17 protein-coding genes are annotated in these 16,387 nt (G+C 44.6%); 1 reads left to right on the forward strand and 16 read right to left on the reverse strand.

The features are described 5' to 3' along the window. Positions 1–157: 157 nt before the first annotated feature. From recG to Q0I54_RS11135, 3 genes are read right to left on the reverse strand one after another with little or no spacing between them, the layout of a single operon-like run. The gene (gene recG, locus Q0I54_RS11125) at positions 158–2,215 is read right to left on the reverse strand and encodes an ATP-dependent DNA helicase RecG (RefSeq protein WP_296118699.1); all 2,058 of its coding nucleotides are present in this window, start codon (positions 2,213–2,215) and stop codon (positions 158–160) included. 9 nt (positions 2,216–2,224) lie between these two features. Beyond that, the gene (locus tag Q0I54_RS11130) at positions 2,225–3,907 is read right to left on the reverse strand and encodes a DAK2 domain-containing protein (protein WP_296118701.1); all 1,683 of its coding nucleotides are present in this window, start codon (positions 3,905–3,907) and stop codon (positions 2,225–2,227) included. A gap of 13 nt (positions 3,908–3,920) precedes the next feature. Beyond that, entirely contained in the window at positions 3,921–4,280 is a 360-nt protein-coding gene (locus Q0I54_RS11135) for an Asp23/Gls24 family envelope stress response protein (RefSeq protein WP_022036706.1), read from the reverse strand. A gap of 283 nt (positions 4,281–4,563) precedes the next feature. Here Q0I54_RS11135 and rpmB point away from each other — a divergent pair, with 283 nt between their 5' ends. Further along, complete coding sequence (gene rpmB, locus Q0I54_RS11140) at positions 4,564–4,749, forward strand: 50S ribosomal protein L28 (RefSeq protein WP_177976359.1); 186 nt, start codon at positions 4,564–4,566, stop codon at positions 4,747–4,749. 42 nt (positions 4,750–4,791) lie between these two features. Here the strand turns inward: rpmB and Q0I54_RS11145 are convergent, their stop codons facing one another. From Q0I54_RS11145 to miaB, 13 genes are all read right to left on the reverse strand, one after another. Then, positions 4,792–4,947 (reverse strand): hypothetical protein, encoded by a 156-nt coding sequence (locus Q0I54_RS11145; RefSeq protein ID WP_296118703.1) that lies wholly within the window; start codon positions 4,945–4,947, stop codon positions 4,792–4,794. Between the two features lie 72 nt (positions 4,948–5,019). Continuing rightward, complete coding sequence (locus Q0I54_RS11150) at positions 5,020–5,457, reverse strand: GerW family sporulation protein (RefSeq protein WP_294785206.1); 438 nt, start codon at positions 5,455–5,457, stop codon at positions 5,020–5,022. A gap of 17 nt (positions 5,458–5,474) precedes the next feature. Then, positions 5,475–6,479 (reverse strand): DUF2953 domain-containing protein, encoded by a 1,005-nt coding sequence (locus Q0I54_RS11155; protein ID WP_296118704.1) that lies wholly within the window; start codon positions 6,477–6,479, stop codon positions 5,475–5,477. After that, complete coding sequence (locus Q0I54_RS11160) at positions 6,476–6,823, reverse strand: hypothetical protein (RefSeq protein WP_296118705.1); 348 nt, start codon at positions 6,821–6,823, stop codon at positions 6,476–6,478. Before Q0I54_RS11160 ends, Q0I54_RS11155 begins: the two co-directional genes overlap by 4 nt. Before the next feature lie 111 nt (positions 6,824–6,934). Next, a complete protein-coding gene (locus tag Q0I54_RS11165; protein WP_294785200.1) occupies positions 6,935–7,387 on the reverse strand; it encodes an NUDIX hydrolase in 453 nt (150 codons plus the stop codon). A gap of 80 nt (positions 7,388–7,467) precedes the next feature. Further along, positions 7,468–8,940 carry a penicillin-binding protein 2 gene (locus Q0I54_RS11170; protein WP_296118716.1) on the reverse strand — a complete coding sequence of 491 codons (1,473 nt, stop codon included), beginning with the start codon at positions 8,938–8,940 and terminating at the stop codon, positions 7,468–7,470. Beyond that, positions 8,864–10,369: an FtsW/RodA/SpoVE family cell cycle protein gene (locus Q0I54_RS11175; protein ID WP_296118706.1), complete on the reverse strand. Its 1,506-nt coding sequence runs from the start codon at positions 10,367–10,369 to the stop codon at positions 8,864–8,866. The genes Q0I54_RS11170 and Q0I54_RS11175 overlap by 77 nt, the downstream gene beginning before the upstream one ends. A gap of 20 nt (positions 10,370–10,389) precedes the next feature. Beyond that, positions 10,390–12,582, reverse strand: a complete 2,193-nt coding sequence (locus Q0I54_RS11180; protein ID WP_296118708.1) for a U32 family peptidase — start codon at positions 12,580–12,582, stop codon at positions 10,390–10,392. Beyond that, positions 12,579–12,914, reverse strand: coding sequence for a cell division protein ZapA (locus Q0I54_RS11185; RefSeq protein ID WP_296118709.1), 336 nt, complete (start codon positions 12,912–12,914; stop codon positions 12,579–12,581). The genes Q0I54_RS11180 and Q0I54_RS11185 overlap by 4 nt, the downstream gene beginning before the upstream one ends. 47 nt (positions 12,915–12,961) lie before the next feature. Continuing rightward, positions 12,962–13,954 carry a Holliday junction branch migration DNA helicase RuvB gene (ruvB, locus tag Q0I54_RS11190; RefSeq protein WP_296118711.1) on the reverse strand — a complete coding sequence of 331 codons (993 nt, stop codon included), beginning with the start codon at positions 13,952–13,954 and terminating at the stop codon, positions 12,962–12,964. Positions 13,955–13,968: 14 nt separating this feature from the next. Next, a complete protein-coding gene (ruvA, locus tag Q0I54_RS11195; protein ID WP_296118713.1) occupies positions 13,969–14,586 on the reverse strand; it encodes a Holliday junction branch migration protein RuvA in 618 nt (205 codons plus the stop codon). 119 nt (positions 14,587–14,705) lie between these two features. Continuing rightward, positions 14,706–15,101 carry a NusG domain II-containing protein gene (locus Q0I54_RS11200; RefSeq protein ID WP_296118714.1) on the reverse strand — a complete coding sequence of 132 codons (396 nt, stop codon included), beginning with the start codon at positions 15,099–15,101 and terminating at the stop codon, positions 14,706–14,708. A gap of 2 nt (positions 15,102–15,103) precedes the next feature. Further along, positions 15,104–16,387 (reverse strand): tRNA (N6-isopentenyl adenosine(37)-C2)-methylthiotransferase MiaB (miaB, locus tag Q0I54_RS11205; RefSeq protein WP_296118715.1); only part of this gene is annotated, 1,284 nt, incomplete at its 5' end.

Below are 16,387 nucleotides of genomic sequence, written 5' to 3' on the forward strand. Positions count from 1 at the left end.
GAATTCTGTATTCTACGAAATTCACATTTTATTTTTGTATAATAGTAACAAAAAAGTTCGATTTCAAACTCTGAAATCGAACTTTTCTTGTTACATATTGATAATTTTCTTTTCATCCTCAAATCTGATTTTAAGGATATATCACGCAAAATACACGTTACAAATTCAACAACGAGAACTGATCCCCGGCATACTGCCGCAGCCGCACCAGCAGTCTCTGATGCTCTTCCTTCTCCAGATGCGGATCTTCTTTCATAAGCACCGACACCTCATAGGAAGCTTTGCTCAGCACATCCGCATCCTGAAACACATCTGCCAGTTGGAACTGATAATCTCCACTCTGGCGGATGCCAAAGAAATCGCCTGGGCCACGCAGCTTCAGGTCTTCACCGGCGATAAAGAAACCGTCATTGGATTTATTTAAAATCTCCAGACGTTTATTTTTCGTCTGCTCTTCCTTGCCCTGCATTAATATGCAGTAAGACTGCGCATCACCACGGCCGACACGCCCCCGCAGCTGATGCAGCTGAGCCAGGCCGAACCGCTCTGCATTTTCAATCATCATGACAGTGGCATTTGGTACGTCCACACCAACTTCCACAACCGTCGTTGACACCAGTATCTGGATTTTGTTCTCCTGAAATTCCTGCATCACGGCATTTTTTTCATCCGGTTTCATTTTCCCATGCAGCATACCAACTTTGATATCCGATGGAAAAATCTGTTGCAGCTGCGCCGCATAATCCAGAACGTTTTCGCCTTCTGCCAGTTCACTTTCCTCTACCAGCGGACAGATCACATATACCTGATGTCCGGCGCGGATCTCTTTTTCCATAAATTTGTATGCGGTCTTACGATAGGACGTATTCACCACGCAGTTTTTGATTGGAAGCCGCTTTGCAGGTACTTCATCGATCACGGAAATATCCAAATCACCGTATAAAATAATGGCTAATGTTCGCGGAATCGGTGTCGCACTCATAACCAAAATATGCGGATGGGAACCTTTTAAGGAAAAGGTCTCTCTCTGCTTTACTCCGAAACGATGCTGCTCGTCGGTGATAACCAGTGCCAGATTCCTATACTGCACGTTTTCCTGAATTAACGCATGTGTTCCTACGACTAGGGCTGGCTGATCGGATTCCAGAACTGCAGAGGCTGCCCTGCGGGCTTTCACACCCATGGAACCAGTTAGCAACACCACCGGAATCTCTATGCTATTTGCTTCCAGAAATTGTGTCAGTTTTTCATAATGCTGCTGCGCCAGTACTTCTGTAGGCGCCATGATTGCTGCCTGATAGCCATTGTGCGCCACTTCCAGCATGGACAGAAAAGCTACTATTGTCTTACCGGAACCAACATCCCCCTGCACCAGTCGCTGCATAATGCACGGTTCCCGCAGATCAGAGCGAATCTGCGCCACTGCACGCTTCTGTGCGCCGGTCAGCTCATAGGGCAGACCGTTCATCAGATCTTCCACAAAGGAATCATCTGCGAAAGTAAACTCGTTTTTTAATTTTTGTGTATTCTCTTTTGATAACTGCATACTGAGCAGGAAGAAGAAAAACTCGTCAAATACAAAACGATTTCTGGCAATAATACAGTTTTCCTCATTTTCCGGAAAATGCATGTTTTTCAGTGCAAAATTGTACTCGCTGAGATGATTGCGGATGCGGATATCCTCCGGCAGATATTCCATCTCTAACGGAATTTCCTCCATGGCGGCATGCACTGTTTTTACAATTAAGTTGTTGGTAACACCTTTTGTCAGGCTATAATGCGGCTGCAAGGTCTTTTGCAATGCCTCATACTGTCCCAGGCTGAAAATCTGGGGCTGTTCCATGGTCAGACGGTCCTCTTTCTGGTTGACCTTTCCATAAAAGACATACCATCCGCCGGGGCGAATCAGTGATCGGATATAAGGACTGCGAAACCAGATCAGGCGCAGGGTTTGATTCTCGCCTTTTACGTCCAGCAAGGCCACCTGCTGGCGGGAATGGGTATTGACAGTGGGTGTCTTTTTTACACAGACATGCAAAGCGTTTTTTCTGCCTTCCACCACCTGTTCCACCTCACACAGATCCGGATATTTTTCATAATCACGGGGAAAATATAGGAGTATATCACCGACGGTGTATACTCCTAACTGTTGAAATAACTGTTCTGTTTTCGCCCCGATTCCTTTGATTTCACGAACAGGGGAATTAAGATTCATATAAACTCCTTACTCTACAGAAATAACGTAATAGTAAATCGGCTGACCACCGAACTGTACTTCTACTTCACACTCCGGATAAGTCTCCTCAAAGTATTTCTGTAATGCATTGACAGCTTCCGGAAGTACTTCCTCTCCATAATAAATACAAATGAAGGCGGATTCTTCGTCGATCATCTGGGCTACCATATCTTTGGTAACATCCTCGCGGTCTGCACCGACGGAAAGGATGGAGGAATCGCCGATTCCCATGTAATCGCCCTCTTTGATCTCTTTGTCATCGATCACGGTATCACGGACTGCATACGTAACCTGTCCGGTTTTTACTGCTGCGATCGCTTCCAGCATGTTGTCTTTATTCTCCTCCGGGGACTGCTCCGGAATGAAGTTGATCATTGCGGAAATTCCCTGCGGGATTGTCTTTGTCGGGATGACAATGATGTCTTTGTCTTCCACAAGCATTGCTGCCTGATTTGCTGCCAGAATAATGTTTTTATTATTCGGGAAGATGAAGATATGGTCTGCATTTACATGCTCAATGGCATTCAGCATATCCTCAGTACTCGGGTTCATTGTCTGTCCACCTTCGATCAGATAGTCTACGCCAAGTCCGTTAAATACCTCGTTGACACCCTCACCGATGGAAACTGCGATAAATCCCATGTCTTTTTTCGGGCCTTCCGCTGCTTTTGCCTTCTCTTCCGCTTCTTTTTCCTGCTCTTTTGCAAGTTTCTCTGCGTCTTTGATCAGTTTTTCCTGATGCTCTTCACGCATGTTGTCAATTTTGATGCGGCTTAAGGAACCAAAGGTCAGTGCTTTCTGTAATACCAGTCCCGGATCATTGGTATGTACATGTGTCTTTACGATTTCCTCGTCAGCCACCAGTACGATGGAATCACCCATGGACTGCAGGAATGCACGGTACTCGTCCTCTTCTGCCTCTGTCAGCGGTTTGTTTAATACAATGATAAACTCAGTACAGTAACCAAATTTGATCTCTGCTTCTGTCTGTGCGGAGATTTTAACCACACCGGAAGATGCCGGAGCAGCTTCGATGGTATAATCAATCTCTTTGCCAAGAAATGCATCCTGCGCACCTTTCAGGACTTCTACCAGTCCCTGTCCGCCGGAATCCACAACACCTGCCTGTTTTAATACCGGAAGCATCTCCGGTGTCAGAGCCAGCACACGCTCTGCTTCTGCAATGATAGCGGCAATGTACTGCTCCATGTTGTAATCATCATCACAGGAAAGTTCCAGAGCCTTCTCAGCTGCGCCTTTGGCAACGGTAAGGATTGTTCCTTCCTTTGGTTTCATAACCGCTTTGTAGGCAGTCTCACATGCTTTCTGGAAAGCTTCACACAGAACAAGTTTATCGATCTCATCATAATGCTTGATGGTCTTTGTAAATCCACGGAACAACTGGGACAGAATAACACCTGAGTTTCCGCGTGCTCCACGCAGAGAACCGGATGAAATTGCTTTTGCAAGATCTTTCATTACCGGTTTCTCCACAGCAGCGACTTCCTTTGCTGCGGAAATGATCGTCATGCTCATGTTTGTACCGGTATCACCATCCGGAACTGGAAACACATTCAGCTCGTTGATCCACTCTTTCTTTGCTTCCAGATTCTTCGCTCCTGCTAAAAACATTTTTGACAGAAGCGCTGCATCTATTGTCTGTATATCCACACTCAATTCCTCCTTAATCAATGACTCTGACACCTTCTACAAAGATATTGATTTTCTCGATCTTCATACCGGTGAATTCTTCCACTTTATATTTTACGGTGGAAATCAGATTATCTGATACGGTGGAAATACTTACACCGTATGATACGATCACATGGAAATCCAGTGTGATCCGATTATTCTCTTCAATCTTTACAGAGATACCATGATGAAGATAATCCTTTTTTAACAATTTTACAAGACCATCTTTCATATTGACAGCTGCCATTCCTACGATACCAAAACATTCTACGGCCACAGAACCGGCATAGGTTGCTACTACTTCCGAATCTATACTAACCGTTCCAAGAGAATTTTCAAACTGACCTCTCATACTTGCTCCTCCACGCTTTTTATTTTCAGGCAATATTCCTGCATCAGAATACGTAAATATATCCTAACTCTTAATGTGCAGTCTTGCCCATATTTTCATATATGCCTTATTATACCCATTTTTTCACAAAAAAGGAATAGTGAAATCAAAAATATATCAAGTTTTCCGAATTTTTTTCATTTTTTTCAAAATAATTGTTGCATTATTGGAATTCATCTGATAGAATACATTTGTTGTGAGTTCGCAGAACATACGAACTTAGTAAACGCAAGGAGGTGCAATCATGGCAAAGTGCAGTGTTTGTGGAAAAGGCGCTCATTTCGGAAACAATGTGAGTCATTCTCATAGAAGATCTAATAGAATGTGGAAATCAAACATCAAGAAAGTTAAATGTAATGTTAATGGTACTCATAAATCATTATACGTTTGTGCTTCTTGTCTGAGATCCAACAAAGTTGAAAGAGCATAAGAAAAAACATTGAGGTGACTGGCAGATATCTGCCAGTCATTTTTACGTTTTACAATATAGAGTATACCCCAGCAGCATAAATCCGCTGGCGATCAAGATTCCAACAAAGTCATTTGGCATAAACAGCATAATGAGCATACCGATGCCAATCCAAAACAGGATAAATCCTGCCAGTTGTTTGGTCGTTCTGTTACACATAAAAAATCCCCTGCACTATCTTATGATAATGCAGGGGATTTTACCACTTATAATATTATCTCAGGGAAGATTCTATTCTTCACTGAGATTGAGCATATCTTTCATTTCTTCAGCAGCTTCCTTTTTTGCCTCTTTTCTGGCTTCTGCCTCTTCCGGATTCTTTTTTTCATCCATCTTCTTCATAAATTTGTCAACAAAATCCGGTATCATGTCAAGCAGCTTGGAAATGCCATCCTGATTTTTTACACTGACCAGACGGGTGCTTCCATTCTGGATCACCAGCACGGAGCTTGGAGACATCTTTCCACCGATACCGCCGCCACTGTTTTTTTTCTTTTCCCCACAAAATGCGCCGGCACCCATGCCAAAGGATACGTCCACCAGTGGAAGAATGATGGTCTCTCCTACCTGAATCGGCTCACCGACCACCGTTTTTGAAGATACAAATCCATCCATTCCTTTCATCAGAGATTCCACTGTTGTTTGAAATGTATTTTTATTCTCTGCCATTTTTCTGATACCTCCTGTTATTTGTTCTCTCTTATCGCATGAATCATATTGCGTATTTTCTTGTCCCTGAGCAGCCGAATGATCAAAATCACAAGATGGATGCAGCACATATGTCCCCGGCTGTACACCTGACCCTGTATATAATTGTCCTCTGCTTCAAAATCCGGTTCGATCTGCAGTTCCGTCTGATAGAATAAGGGAACCATGGCGATTCCGCCAAGTACCTGTCCGGTGTCCGCCGGATTTGATAAGCCAAATTTCAGATGTCCTTGCAGGACTCTCGGCCGGATATGCAGGAGAAATACTTTTAATTTCACCCAGATGGCCGGGATCAGTTCCTGTTCCCGTAAAAACTGAATAACGGCAATGCCACTTTTCACTTTGTCCTTGATGGAATTTGCCTTTCCATGAGCCGATTTCAATTTATCCAGAACAGATTGCTTTTCTTCATTCACATTTTCTGAACGGATATCTTCCTGTTCTGCTGATACTTTTTCGTTGCTTTTTTTAACAACTTTATCAGTTCTTTCTGTAATCTCTTCTGTTTCTCCTGAAGAATCCGAAGCTTCTGCTCTGTTTTCACTTTCAACAGCTTCTCCCTGTTGTCTGCGGAATTCTTCTCTCTGCTGCGCCCTCGCATCCCGATCCGCTGCTTCCTGCTGCTTCTGTTTTTCGTTCTGACGCACCTGTTTCTTTCGCTCTTTGGCTTCTTTCTTCTGTTGCTTTAACTGTTTCTTCCGGGCTTTTGCTTCTTTTTTCGCCTTTCTGTCCGCTACTGCCTCCGGATCTGTAAAATCAATCACAAACCACAGGATCTTCAACACAGCATAAGCCTTTTCCTTCCAGCGAAACTCAAATCGGACCAGCTGCCCCAGCCAGTGAACCCTGGCTTTGAATTCCTTTTGATCAATATCTGCATCCAGTTCATAGCAGACAGGCACAAATAAAACCACCGCAATGATTCCAAGGATCACACAGAGAACAATGCCTATGATCTTTAAGATCGTAAAAAAAATCATCATGTCTGCATCACCTCTTCCCCGGGAATCGGTTTCTGCTCAATCTGCAGATAAGAGGCGATATCAAAATTCCCCTGTTCATGATACACCGTATCGATGATCTGACGCATCAGCTCTAACGCCTGCCCTCTGCTTTTTCCCATTCCAATGATGCAAAGGGATTCCCGTGGATAGCGACTCTGCTGCAGCAAGATACTCGGGATCAGTTCCAGCAGGGCACCCTCACGCTTTGGCAGATTGATCAGATATACTCCCTTATGCGCTTTTCCATGTTCAATCTTATATTTCAATCGATTGATATGGTGAATATATTTTTTATCAAAATATAAATCTCTGTACCAATACATGTAATGTTCCCTCAATTATAGTTTTAACTGAAATTTTTTCACATATACAAAGAACAGAATTAATAAAACCATCTGGCCAGATTGTTTTACTAATTCTGTCTACTCCGGATTCTAAAAATACTTCTTTGTTCCCCACAGATTGCTCCGTTTCAGGTCAAGATACTCTTGATAAGCTTTTTCCAGAATCTGTTTCTCATTTGCAAATTTCAGCAGATGGTAGGCTTCATGATATTTATAATAACCGGAATCCACGAAATATTCTTCGCGTTGCGGTTTGCTATAATAACTGTCCGCCATCATCAGGTACCAATGCACCTGTTTTTCTACAGTATCCTCAGGAACTGTAAATGTATACTGGCTCTTTCCCACATATTTTATAATGGAGGCATCTACGCCAGTCTCCTCTCTGACTTCTCTTGCAGCAGTATCCTTATACTCCTCGCCGGCTTCTACCGTTCCTTTCGGCAAAACCCAGCCTTCATATTTGTTACGATAATTTTTATACAGCAACAGAATCTTACCACGGAATATAACCACACCGCCACAACTGGTTGCTTCTATCATTGCAAGCCCTCCCGATGTGGTCTCAAATCTGGTTTTAAGTATACGCCTTTTGGAGTTAACTTGCAATACCTCGCCTATTTTTATTTGTTGAAATATACGTCAAAAATCTGTTTTGTCACCGGTACCGCGGACTGGCTTCCGGATCCGCCATCCTCTACTACAACCGCAATGGCGATATCATTATAGCCATTCTTTTGACCGTAACCGACGAACCATCCATGGCTGTCACCGGCACTGTTATACTCGGCAGATCCTGTCTTGCCGTATGCGGTATAACTCTGACCGTTTAATGCTTTTCCGGTTCCGTTTTCTACCACGCCACGCATAAAGTCCTGAAGCAGTGCTGCATCGGAAGATGAAATCAGCTGCCCGTATTCTTTTTCTTTATAATTTTTTACATGGATTCCGCCGTCATTTTCCACATGATCTACCACGTAAGGCTCCATTGCCACACCATTATTTGCAATCGCACCTGCCACAAACACCATATGAAGCGGAGATACCAGCGTATCACCCTGACCAATGGAAGTCTGCATGATCTTGCCTTTATCCGCATCTGCAGTCAGTGCAAAGCTGCTCTTGCTTCCTGCAAGGCTTCCCGGCAGTTTCTGATTGAACATCATACTCTCACACAGGTTTCGGAAACTGGAAATATCCAGTGACAGACCGATATTGGAAAAAGAGGTATTACAGGAATTTGCAAAGGAATCCTTCAAGTTTTCCTGTCCATGTACTGCTTTGTGATAACAGTGGATCTCATTGCCATCCACATTTAATTCACCTTCACAGTCAAAACGATAATCCTGATAGTTTGGATTTTCATGTATGTATTCCAGTGTAGTAAAAATCTTAAACGTAGATCCCGGTGGATATAAACCGGAAGTAACACGATTTAACAGCACACTACTGGTTTCATCCGACACGATATCATCCCATTTATCCGCCAGTGTATTCGGATCATAATCCGGTTTTGACACCATGGCAAGGATTTTTCCGGTCTTTGCCTCCATGACAACCACTGCGCCATCCCGGTCACCAAGTGCATTATAAGCTGTCTTCTGCACATCGTAATCCAGTGTAGTCACAAGGGTGTCTCCCTGATTTTTCTCATCTTTGAGATCGTTGATGATCTGGGTCAGGAAAAAGGAATGGGAACGCAGCAGATTGAAATTATACTGAGACTCCAGCCCGCCTTTTCCATTGTTCATATATCCAACCACATGAGCAAACATACGGCCATATGGATATTCCCTGGTCTCGTTTCCGTCGTCGTTTGTCTTTGTGGTCGCAAGCACTGTGCCATCCGCCGTTGTGATATCTCCCCGGATGACATGCTCCGCATACAGATCCAGACGGGAGTTATAGGAACTGTTGATGACACTCTCACTTTTTACCAGCTGAAAATATACAAAATAGCCGATCATTCCGATAAAGATTGCCAGAAACAGATAGGTAATGATCAGAAATTCCAGATTTCTACCAGATTTCCTCGACTTCCTTCTCATCGAACCGCGAGGACCTGCCGTTTCGCGTTCTGCCTGATCCAGATTCATGATCTCGATACCCTGTCTGACCTGATTTGTCCTTCGGCTTCTGCTGTTTTTTCCGGTCGATGCTTTGCTTCGGGCCGTTTTTCTTCTTTTGTTTTCGTCCTCGATTCTTCTGCTCATCGAATTCTCCTTCTTCATCCTGCCTCATAATATACAGTCCCTGAATAATGGCAAACATGACCATCGTACACAAAATGGAACTTCCTCCGTAACTGATCAGTGGAAGGGTCAGTCCTGTTGACGGAATGAATTTTATAACACCACCAACATTTAAAAACACCTGAACACCGTATACGCAGCCAAGTCCCAGTGCGATCAGCTTATAAAACTGATCTTTGATCTGCATCGCAATATTCAGAAACATCAGGAAGCAGCTGAAACATACTAATACAATGCATACCGCAAAGGCTCCACCCATCTCTTCTGAAATGGATGCAAACACAAAGTCAGATGCTCCCAGTGGTATTTTATCTGGCATTCCCTGATAGAGTCCCATGCCGAACCAACCGCCGGTTCCAATGGCAAATAAAGCCTGTGCCACCTGCCAGCCGCCGCCATGAATGGATGCAAAAGGATCTTTCCATGCCTCGATTCGCACCCGCACATGGGAAAACAGCTTCGATCCGGCGATTGCGGCCAGGCATCCCACACCAAGGCCACCGAAAAAATATACCGGTTTCCGGGTTGCTACATACAACATTACCACATAGGTTAAAAAGAAGATCAAGGCCGCTCCAAGGTCTGTAGACAATACGAGGATTCCCACATGCACCGCCGCTGCAACAGTGGTAATACATACCTGTCGGAAATCTGTCGCTTCGTACAACATGCAGGCCACAAAAAAAACAAATATAATTTTTACAAACTCGGAAGGCTGCAGTGTAATACCTGCAACGGTAAAGGACAGATGTGCACCGCCACTCATTTTTCCAAGTACAAGAACGATTCCAAGTGCTACCACACCGATGGCACAGTAAAACCAGGTAAATTTCCTTAAAAATTTCAATTTTCTGACCAGAATCGGGATAAATGCTGAGATCACTGCCGCTGCAACCGCAATTTCAAACTGGCGGATCGCATTCTCAAAATTTAATCTGGTCAGGATAATAAATCCGATCAGCATCAGCATACACATATGATTTACAACCAGCCGTGCTGCCCGCTTGTATATGATCCGATAGATCAGGAACAAAAACAGGACAAACAGCACCTGTGCTCCGTAAAAGATCAGAATCTTCAGTTCTTTGGTCACGGCAAACAGAACCATGAATGCATCCAGATGGATCAGCATCATACAGGTGGTCTGTGCTTTATACATCCGCTTCTGCCGTTCTTCGTTTTTTACAACCAGTACTACATAACTGTACCAGGTGTAAATAGCAAAAAGAATGATCATCACATATTTAGATAATTCTGTGATCAAATGTATCATAATTTCTCCTTACTTGTGCGTCAGTCAACGCCTCTTCGAAAATGTCCGTTGGTAAAGGTTCCCTCTTTTGGTGCCGGAACCTCTTTCCCACCGATAAAGGCATCCGCATACTGATTCAGAATTTCCTGTATCTTCCGCTCGCTCTCATTTCGGAATACGATCCGGTAGGAAGCAAAATTCAGATTGCGGATAGTTTTTGTCTGATGAAGCAGGCTGGTCGGCTGACTGTTGTAGATCACGTTATAGCAGTGTCTGCAGTTACGCACCACTTCAAACTGCTTCTGATAACGGTCATTCAGATATAAATGCTCATTTTGTGCTCCTGCGCCATGCTTTTCTTTGATACAGGATGCATAATTTTTGTATACACACTGTGCAGATATCATCAGCGGCGCATAACCATAAAGCATCAGCTCCGCCTGTTCATTTTGCATATGCACCAGTTCTTTGCTGTTCAGCTCCTGAGATGCCGTATAACCCGCAAATCCATCTGTCAGGAAATCTGCGGCTGCCTCATTAGAAAATACATACAATCCTGCATCCAGCGCCAGTTTTTCTGTCGGGATTCCAAGCGTTTCTTCTGCAAATCCGATGCCGTCATAACTGCGCACCCAGATTTTGTCAAAAACCTGCAAATCTGCGGCTACTTTCTGCAACATTCCCTCGGAATTTTCACGCAGAACATAAGGGAAAGCAAAGCCTGCCTGTTTTCCTGCCTGATGAATCTGCTCCACAAGGCGCTGTTCTGTTCCACAGTCCTCCAGTGTGATCATTCCAACACTCGGATTCTGCAACAGTATCGGAAGATGTTTTGTCGAAGAGATCCACACATTCAGCAGTGGCTTTCCATCTTCGGTGTCTGATGCTGTACCTTTAAATTCATACGGATTTTCCTGCTGTTTTGCAGGTGCTTTTCTTCGTCCCTGTTCCAACAGCTGATCCTGTAACTGTTCTAATGCACTTCTGCGCAGTTCATTTAACTGTCCCACCGGAACAAACAGCCCATCCTCCAGGCTGATTTCCAGTTCTTCCGCCTCGAATGGGGTATCTCCGGTCTTGCGCAGTCTCTTTTCCAGTTCCTCCCGGGATAATGGGCGGTTCTGAGCCAGGCCCGGACAGACTCCGGTCACAGTAACTGCCGATGTATTTGTTTCGCCATCCATTAGTGTCACGGATAACTCCATCGGCTGATCCGCATGAAATACAGCCTGCATCCGCACCGGAAGTTTCCGTTCCGCTGCCGGCTGATAGGCCATTTTTGCATCGTTGCTGCTGTGAGAAGAATCTGTCAACGTCATCATAGAACGGCCGTTTCGCATCTCATAGTAGCCTTTTGTAAATCCGTTTCGGTTTCCGAGTAAAAGCAGACGTTCCATATCCGCTTCCTCTACTTTATAAGATTCCGGTGATTCCTCATACAGATCCAGGTATTTACGATAAATCGATGTGACCCCGGCTGCGTACTCCAGTTTTTTCATTCTTCCCTCAATTTTGAAAGAGTAAATGCCGCTTTCACATAATTCAGGAAGTAATTCGATGGTACACAGGTCTTTTGGACTCAACGGATATTTTTCTTTCTTATGTAACAGATTGCCCCGGGCATCCGTCACCTGATAAGCCAGCCGGCAAGGCTGTGCACAACGGCCGCGGTTTCCGCTCCGTCCGCCAAGCATACTGCTCATCAGACACTGACCGGAATAACAATAGCAGAGCGCTCCGTGGATAAAACTTTCAATCTCCACACCTGTCTCATCATAAATCCGGCGGATCTCCGCACTGGACAATTCACGGGCTGTTACGATTCGCTCTGCGCCGTGCTCCATCAGGAATTTTGCTCCGGCCACATTGGATACCGACATCTGGGTACTTGCATGCAGCGGAAGTTCCGGGAAGTTTCTGCGAATAAACTGAAATACACCATAGTCCTGTACGATCACTGCATCCAGGCCATATTCATACAGCGGCTGCAGATAGGAAAACAGTTCTGTTCCGATTTCTTTATTTTTCAATAAGGTATTGACGGTGAGAAAAATCTTTTTTCCCCGCATATGTGCAAAATCCAGTGCCTCTTTCAGGTCATCCTGGCTAAAATTTTTTGCAAAGGCACGGGCACCAAATTTATCGCCACCCAGATATACCGCATCTGCTCCGGCATTCATAACTGCTTTACAAATTTCCAGTGAGCCTGCCGGCGCTAACAGTTCATGCTTCATCGTTTTTTATGTCCTTCCAGTTTTTCAAGTCTTACTTCTGTCTCTGCCAGTTCCTGTTTCAGTTCTGCCAGTTCGTTTTCTTTCTGGCGCAGATCCTGTTCCAGCTGCTCAATCTGTTCCTGGGCTGTCACAAGTTCATCTGCGATATTGATATGAATAAATACAGGTTTCAGATCCGACGGCAGACAGCGGTATTCATCCGCTTCCTCCATCTGCTGCATCACACGATTGACGCAGGATGCAATTTTCTGAATATGGGTCTCATCGTCGTAACCGCCCATTGTCAGGATTTTTCCGCCGATCACAACCTGTACCATTGATTTCTTTGTCATTTTGCTTCCCCTTTTCACAGTTTCTGTCTGTGATCACCAAATCTTGATTAATCATTATCTTTGAAATGTTCGATGGCCAGTGATGTCGCCACGCGACCTTTTGGTGTACGGTTCAGGAATCCGTTTTTTACCAGATATGGCTCGTACACGTCCTCGATGGTTCCGGAATCTTCTCCGACTGCTGCTGCCAGCGTCTCAAGTCCCACTGGACCGCCGCCAAATTTCTGAATAATAGTCAGCAGGATCAACCGGTCATTTTTATCCAGGCCACAGCGGTCCACCTCCAGCAGATCCAGTGCAAAGGAAGCGACTTCCTTCGTGATCACGCCATCGTATTTTACCTGAGCAAAATCACGGACACGTTTCAACAGACGGTTCGCCAGTCGCGGCGTTCCCCTGGAACGTTTTGCCAGTTCTGCTGCACCTTCCGGCTCAATCTCCACACCAAGTTTCTTTGCCGACTGTACGATGATTGTCTGCAATTCCTCCGGAGTATAAAACTCCAGATGCTGGATCACGCCAAAACGATCTCTCAACGGTGCGGAAAGCAGTCCTGCACGGGTGGTCGCACCAACCAGTGTAAATTTCGGCAGATCCAGTCGAATGGAACGGGCGGATGCCCCCTTGCCAATCATAATATCAATGGCATAATCTTCCATGGCCGGGTACAGCACCTCTTCCACCTGACGGTTCAGACGGTGAATCTCATCCACAAATAAAATATCATTTTCCTGTAAATTGCTTAAAATTGATGCCATTTCTCCCGGCTTTGCAATGGCCGGACCGGAAGTGATCTTCATATGTACACCCATTTCATTAGCGATAATACCGGAAAGTGTAGTCTTTCCAAGTCCCGGCGGTCCATAAAACAGTACGTGATCTAACGGTTCCTGTCTCTGCCGTGCCGCCTCGATATAGACACGCAGAGTGCCTTTTATTTTTTCCTGTCCGACATATTCTTCCAGTGACAACGGACGCAGACTGAATTCTGTCTGCATATCCTCTTCCTGGATCTGTGTCGAAATGACTCGTTTCTCCATGAACTTCCTCGCTCTTAAAATAATGCCATATTTTTCAATGCTGCCTTCAATACGCTTTCCACATCATCATCTTCTGTAATCTCGATACCGGAAAGCACTTTAGATGCTTCTGTCGCGCTGTATCCCAGTGCCACAAGTGCTTCAGACGCTTCCTTGCGGATACGGTTGTTGCTGCTTCCACCTGCTGCCGGTGTCTCCATCTCCTCAAATCCGGTCTCGATGGCTGCTTCCAGATCAATTTTATCCTTCAGTTCAATGATCAGACGTTTTGCTGTCTTGCTTCCGATGCCCGGCGCCTTGGAAATGGTCTTGGCATCTTCTGCCACGATGGCAAAACGCAGATCATTTGCAGACAATACAGATAAAACTGCCAGTCCTCCTTTTGGACCGATCCCGCTGACATTAATCAGCAATTTAAACATTTCCAGCTCGTCTCTGCTTGGAAAACCAAACAGGGAAAAGGCATCTTCTTTCACGTACAGATAGGTATAGATTTTGACCTGTTCGCCCCGGGCCGGAAGTTCATCCAGCATCCGGGCAGAAATACGGATATTGTAGCCAATACCGTTATTTTCCACGACGATCAGGTTTTCACTTACTTCCTCTAACGTTCCTTTTATATATGAATACATCAAAAACTCCATTTTAGAAGCAATTCATTTTCCAATCAGCTTTTATATCTCACTCTGATATCATTTATCGCCGATCTGTTTTCAAAAATGCTTCTTTGTTTCTTCGTTCTCTTGTTCTATTATTTCGTCTGAGTGTCAAACTGGCTTTCTTCCCCGTCTTCCACTTCCACTACAACTTTATTTGGCAGGCATACAATGGTCTCCCCGTTGGAGGAAATTGCATGCTGATTTACACAGAGTTTATCCGGGCAATCCGCGGAGATCATATCTGCTTTTCCGTTTTCGATCACAAGGGTATTTGTCACCGTTCCATCTGAGCTTTTTATCTTGATTTTCTGCGCTTTTTCTCCTGTCGTGTGCAGGTTATAAGTACCGTACACCGTTCCGTCTACCGTCACTTTGACCTGTCCGCCGGGTGTACTCTGCATCCTCTGAAACACAAAATACCCGATCACCGCCACCACAAAGATAATGACCAGTAATAAAATCTCTTTTTTACCGATTTTTTTGTCCATGCTTATGCCCTGCTTCCGATGTAATAGAACCCTTTACATTCATCCAGACGTACCGGAATAATCTGTCCGATCAGTTCTTTTCCGCCTGGAAAATGTACCACGCTGTTGTTGCCAAGTCGTCCGGTGAGCAGGCTGTCATCCTGATGGTTGATGCTCTCTACCAATACATCCTGCACCTGACCGGTCAGGCGTGCGGATTTCTCTGCCGCAATCTCCTGTACTTCCTTTAACAGACGGTCAAAACGTTCCTTTACCACATCTTCTGGCACCTGATCTTCCATTTTTGCTGCCGGTGTACCGGTACGTTTGGAATAAATAAACGTAAATGCGCTGTCGTAACGCACTTTACGTACCACGTCCATTGTTTCCTCAAAATCTTCCTCAGTCTCACCCGGGAATCCGACAATGATATCTGTAGTCAGTGCAATATCCGGAATCGCTGCGCGGATTTTATCCACCAAAGTCAGATACTGATCTTTATCATAATGACGGTTCATAATTTTTAACAGACGGCTGCTGCCGGACTGCAATGGTAAATGCAGATGTCTGCAGATTTTCTTTGATTTTGCCATTACTTCAATCAGCTCATCGGAAAGATCCTTCGGATGAGAAGTCATGAAACGGATACGCTCCAGTCCCTCAATCTGCTCGATCTGCTCTAAAAGCTGTGCAAAAGTGATAGGATGATCCAGGTTCTTTCCATAGGAATTGACATTCTGTCCCAGAAGCATAACTTCCACAACACCATCTGCTACGAAGTTCTCGATTTCACGGATGATCTCGCGCGGCTCTCTGCTTCGCTCCCGTCCTCTTACATACGGAACAATACAGTAACTGCAGAAATTGTTGCAGCCAAACATGATGTTTACACCGCTCTTGAAACGGAATTTACGCTCATTCGGCAGCTGCTCTACAATCTGGTCTGTATTTTCCCATACATCAACAACCATCTTTTTATTCTCGATGGACTGCACCAAAAGTTCCGCAAATTTGAAAATATTATGTGTGCCGAAAATCAAATCTACAAAACGATAGCTCTGTTTGATCTTTTCTACTACTTTTTCTTCCTGCATCATACATCCGCAAAGTGCGATCATCATATGCGGATTTTTCTTCTTATATCCATGCAGGTAACCAAGACGTCCGTATACTTTATTGTTTGCATTTTCCCGGACAGTACATGTATTGTAAATAACAAAATCTGCATCCTCGGATACGGACTCCTGATATCCGATGGCAGTTAAGATACCGCATAATTTTTCGGAGTCTCGGGCGTTCATCTGACA

Origin of the sequence: uncultured Eubacterium sp., assembly GCF_934295145.1 — a bacterium.
Taxonomy (GTDB): Bacteria; Bacillota; Clostridia; order Lachnospirales; family Lachnospiraceae; genus Eubacterium_I.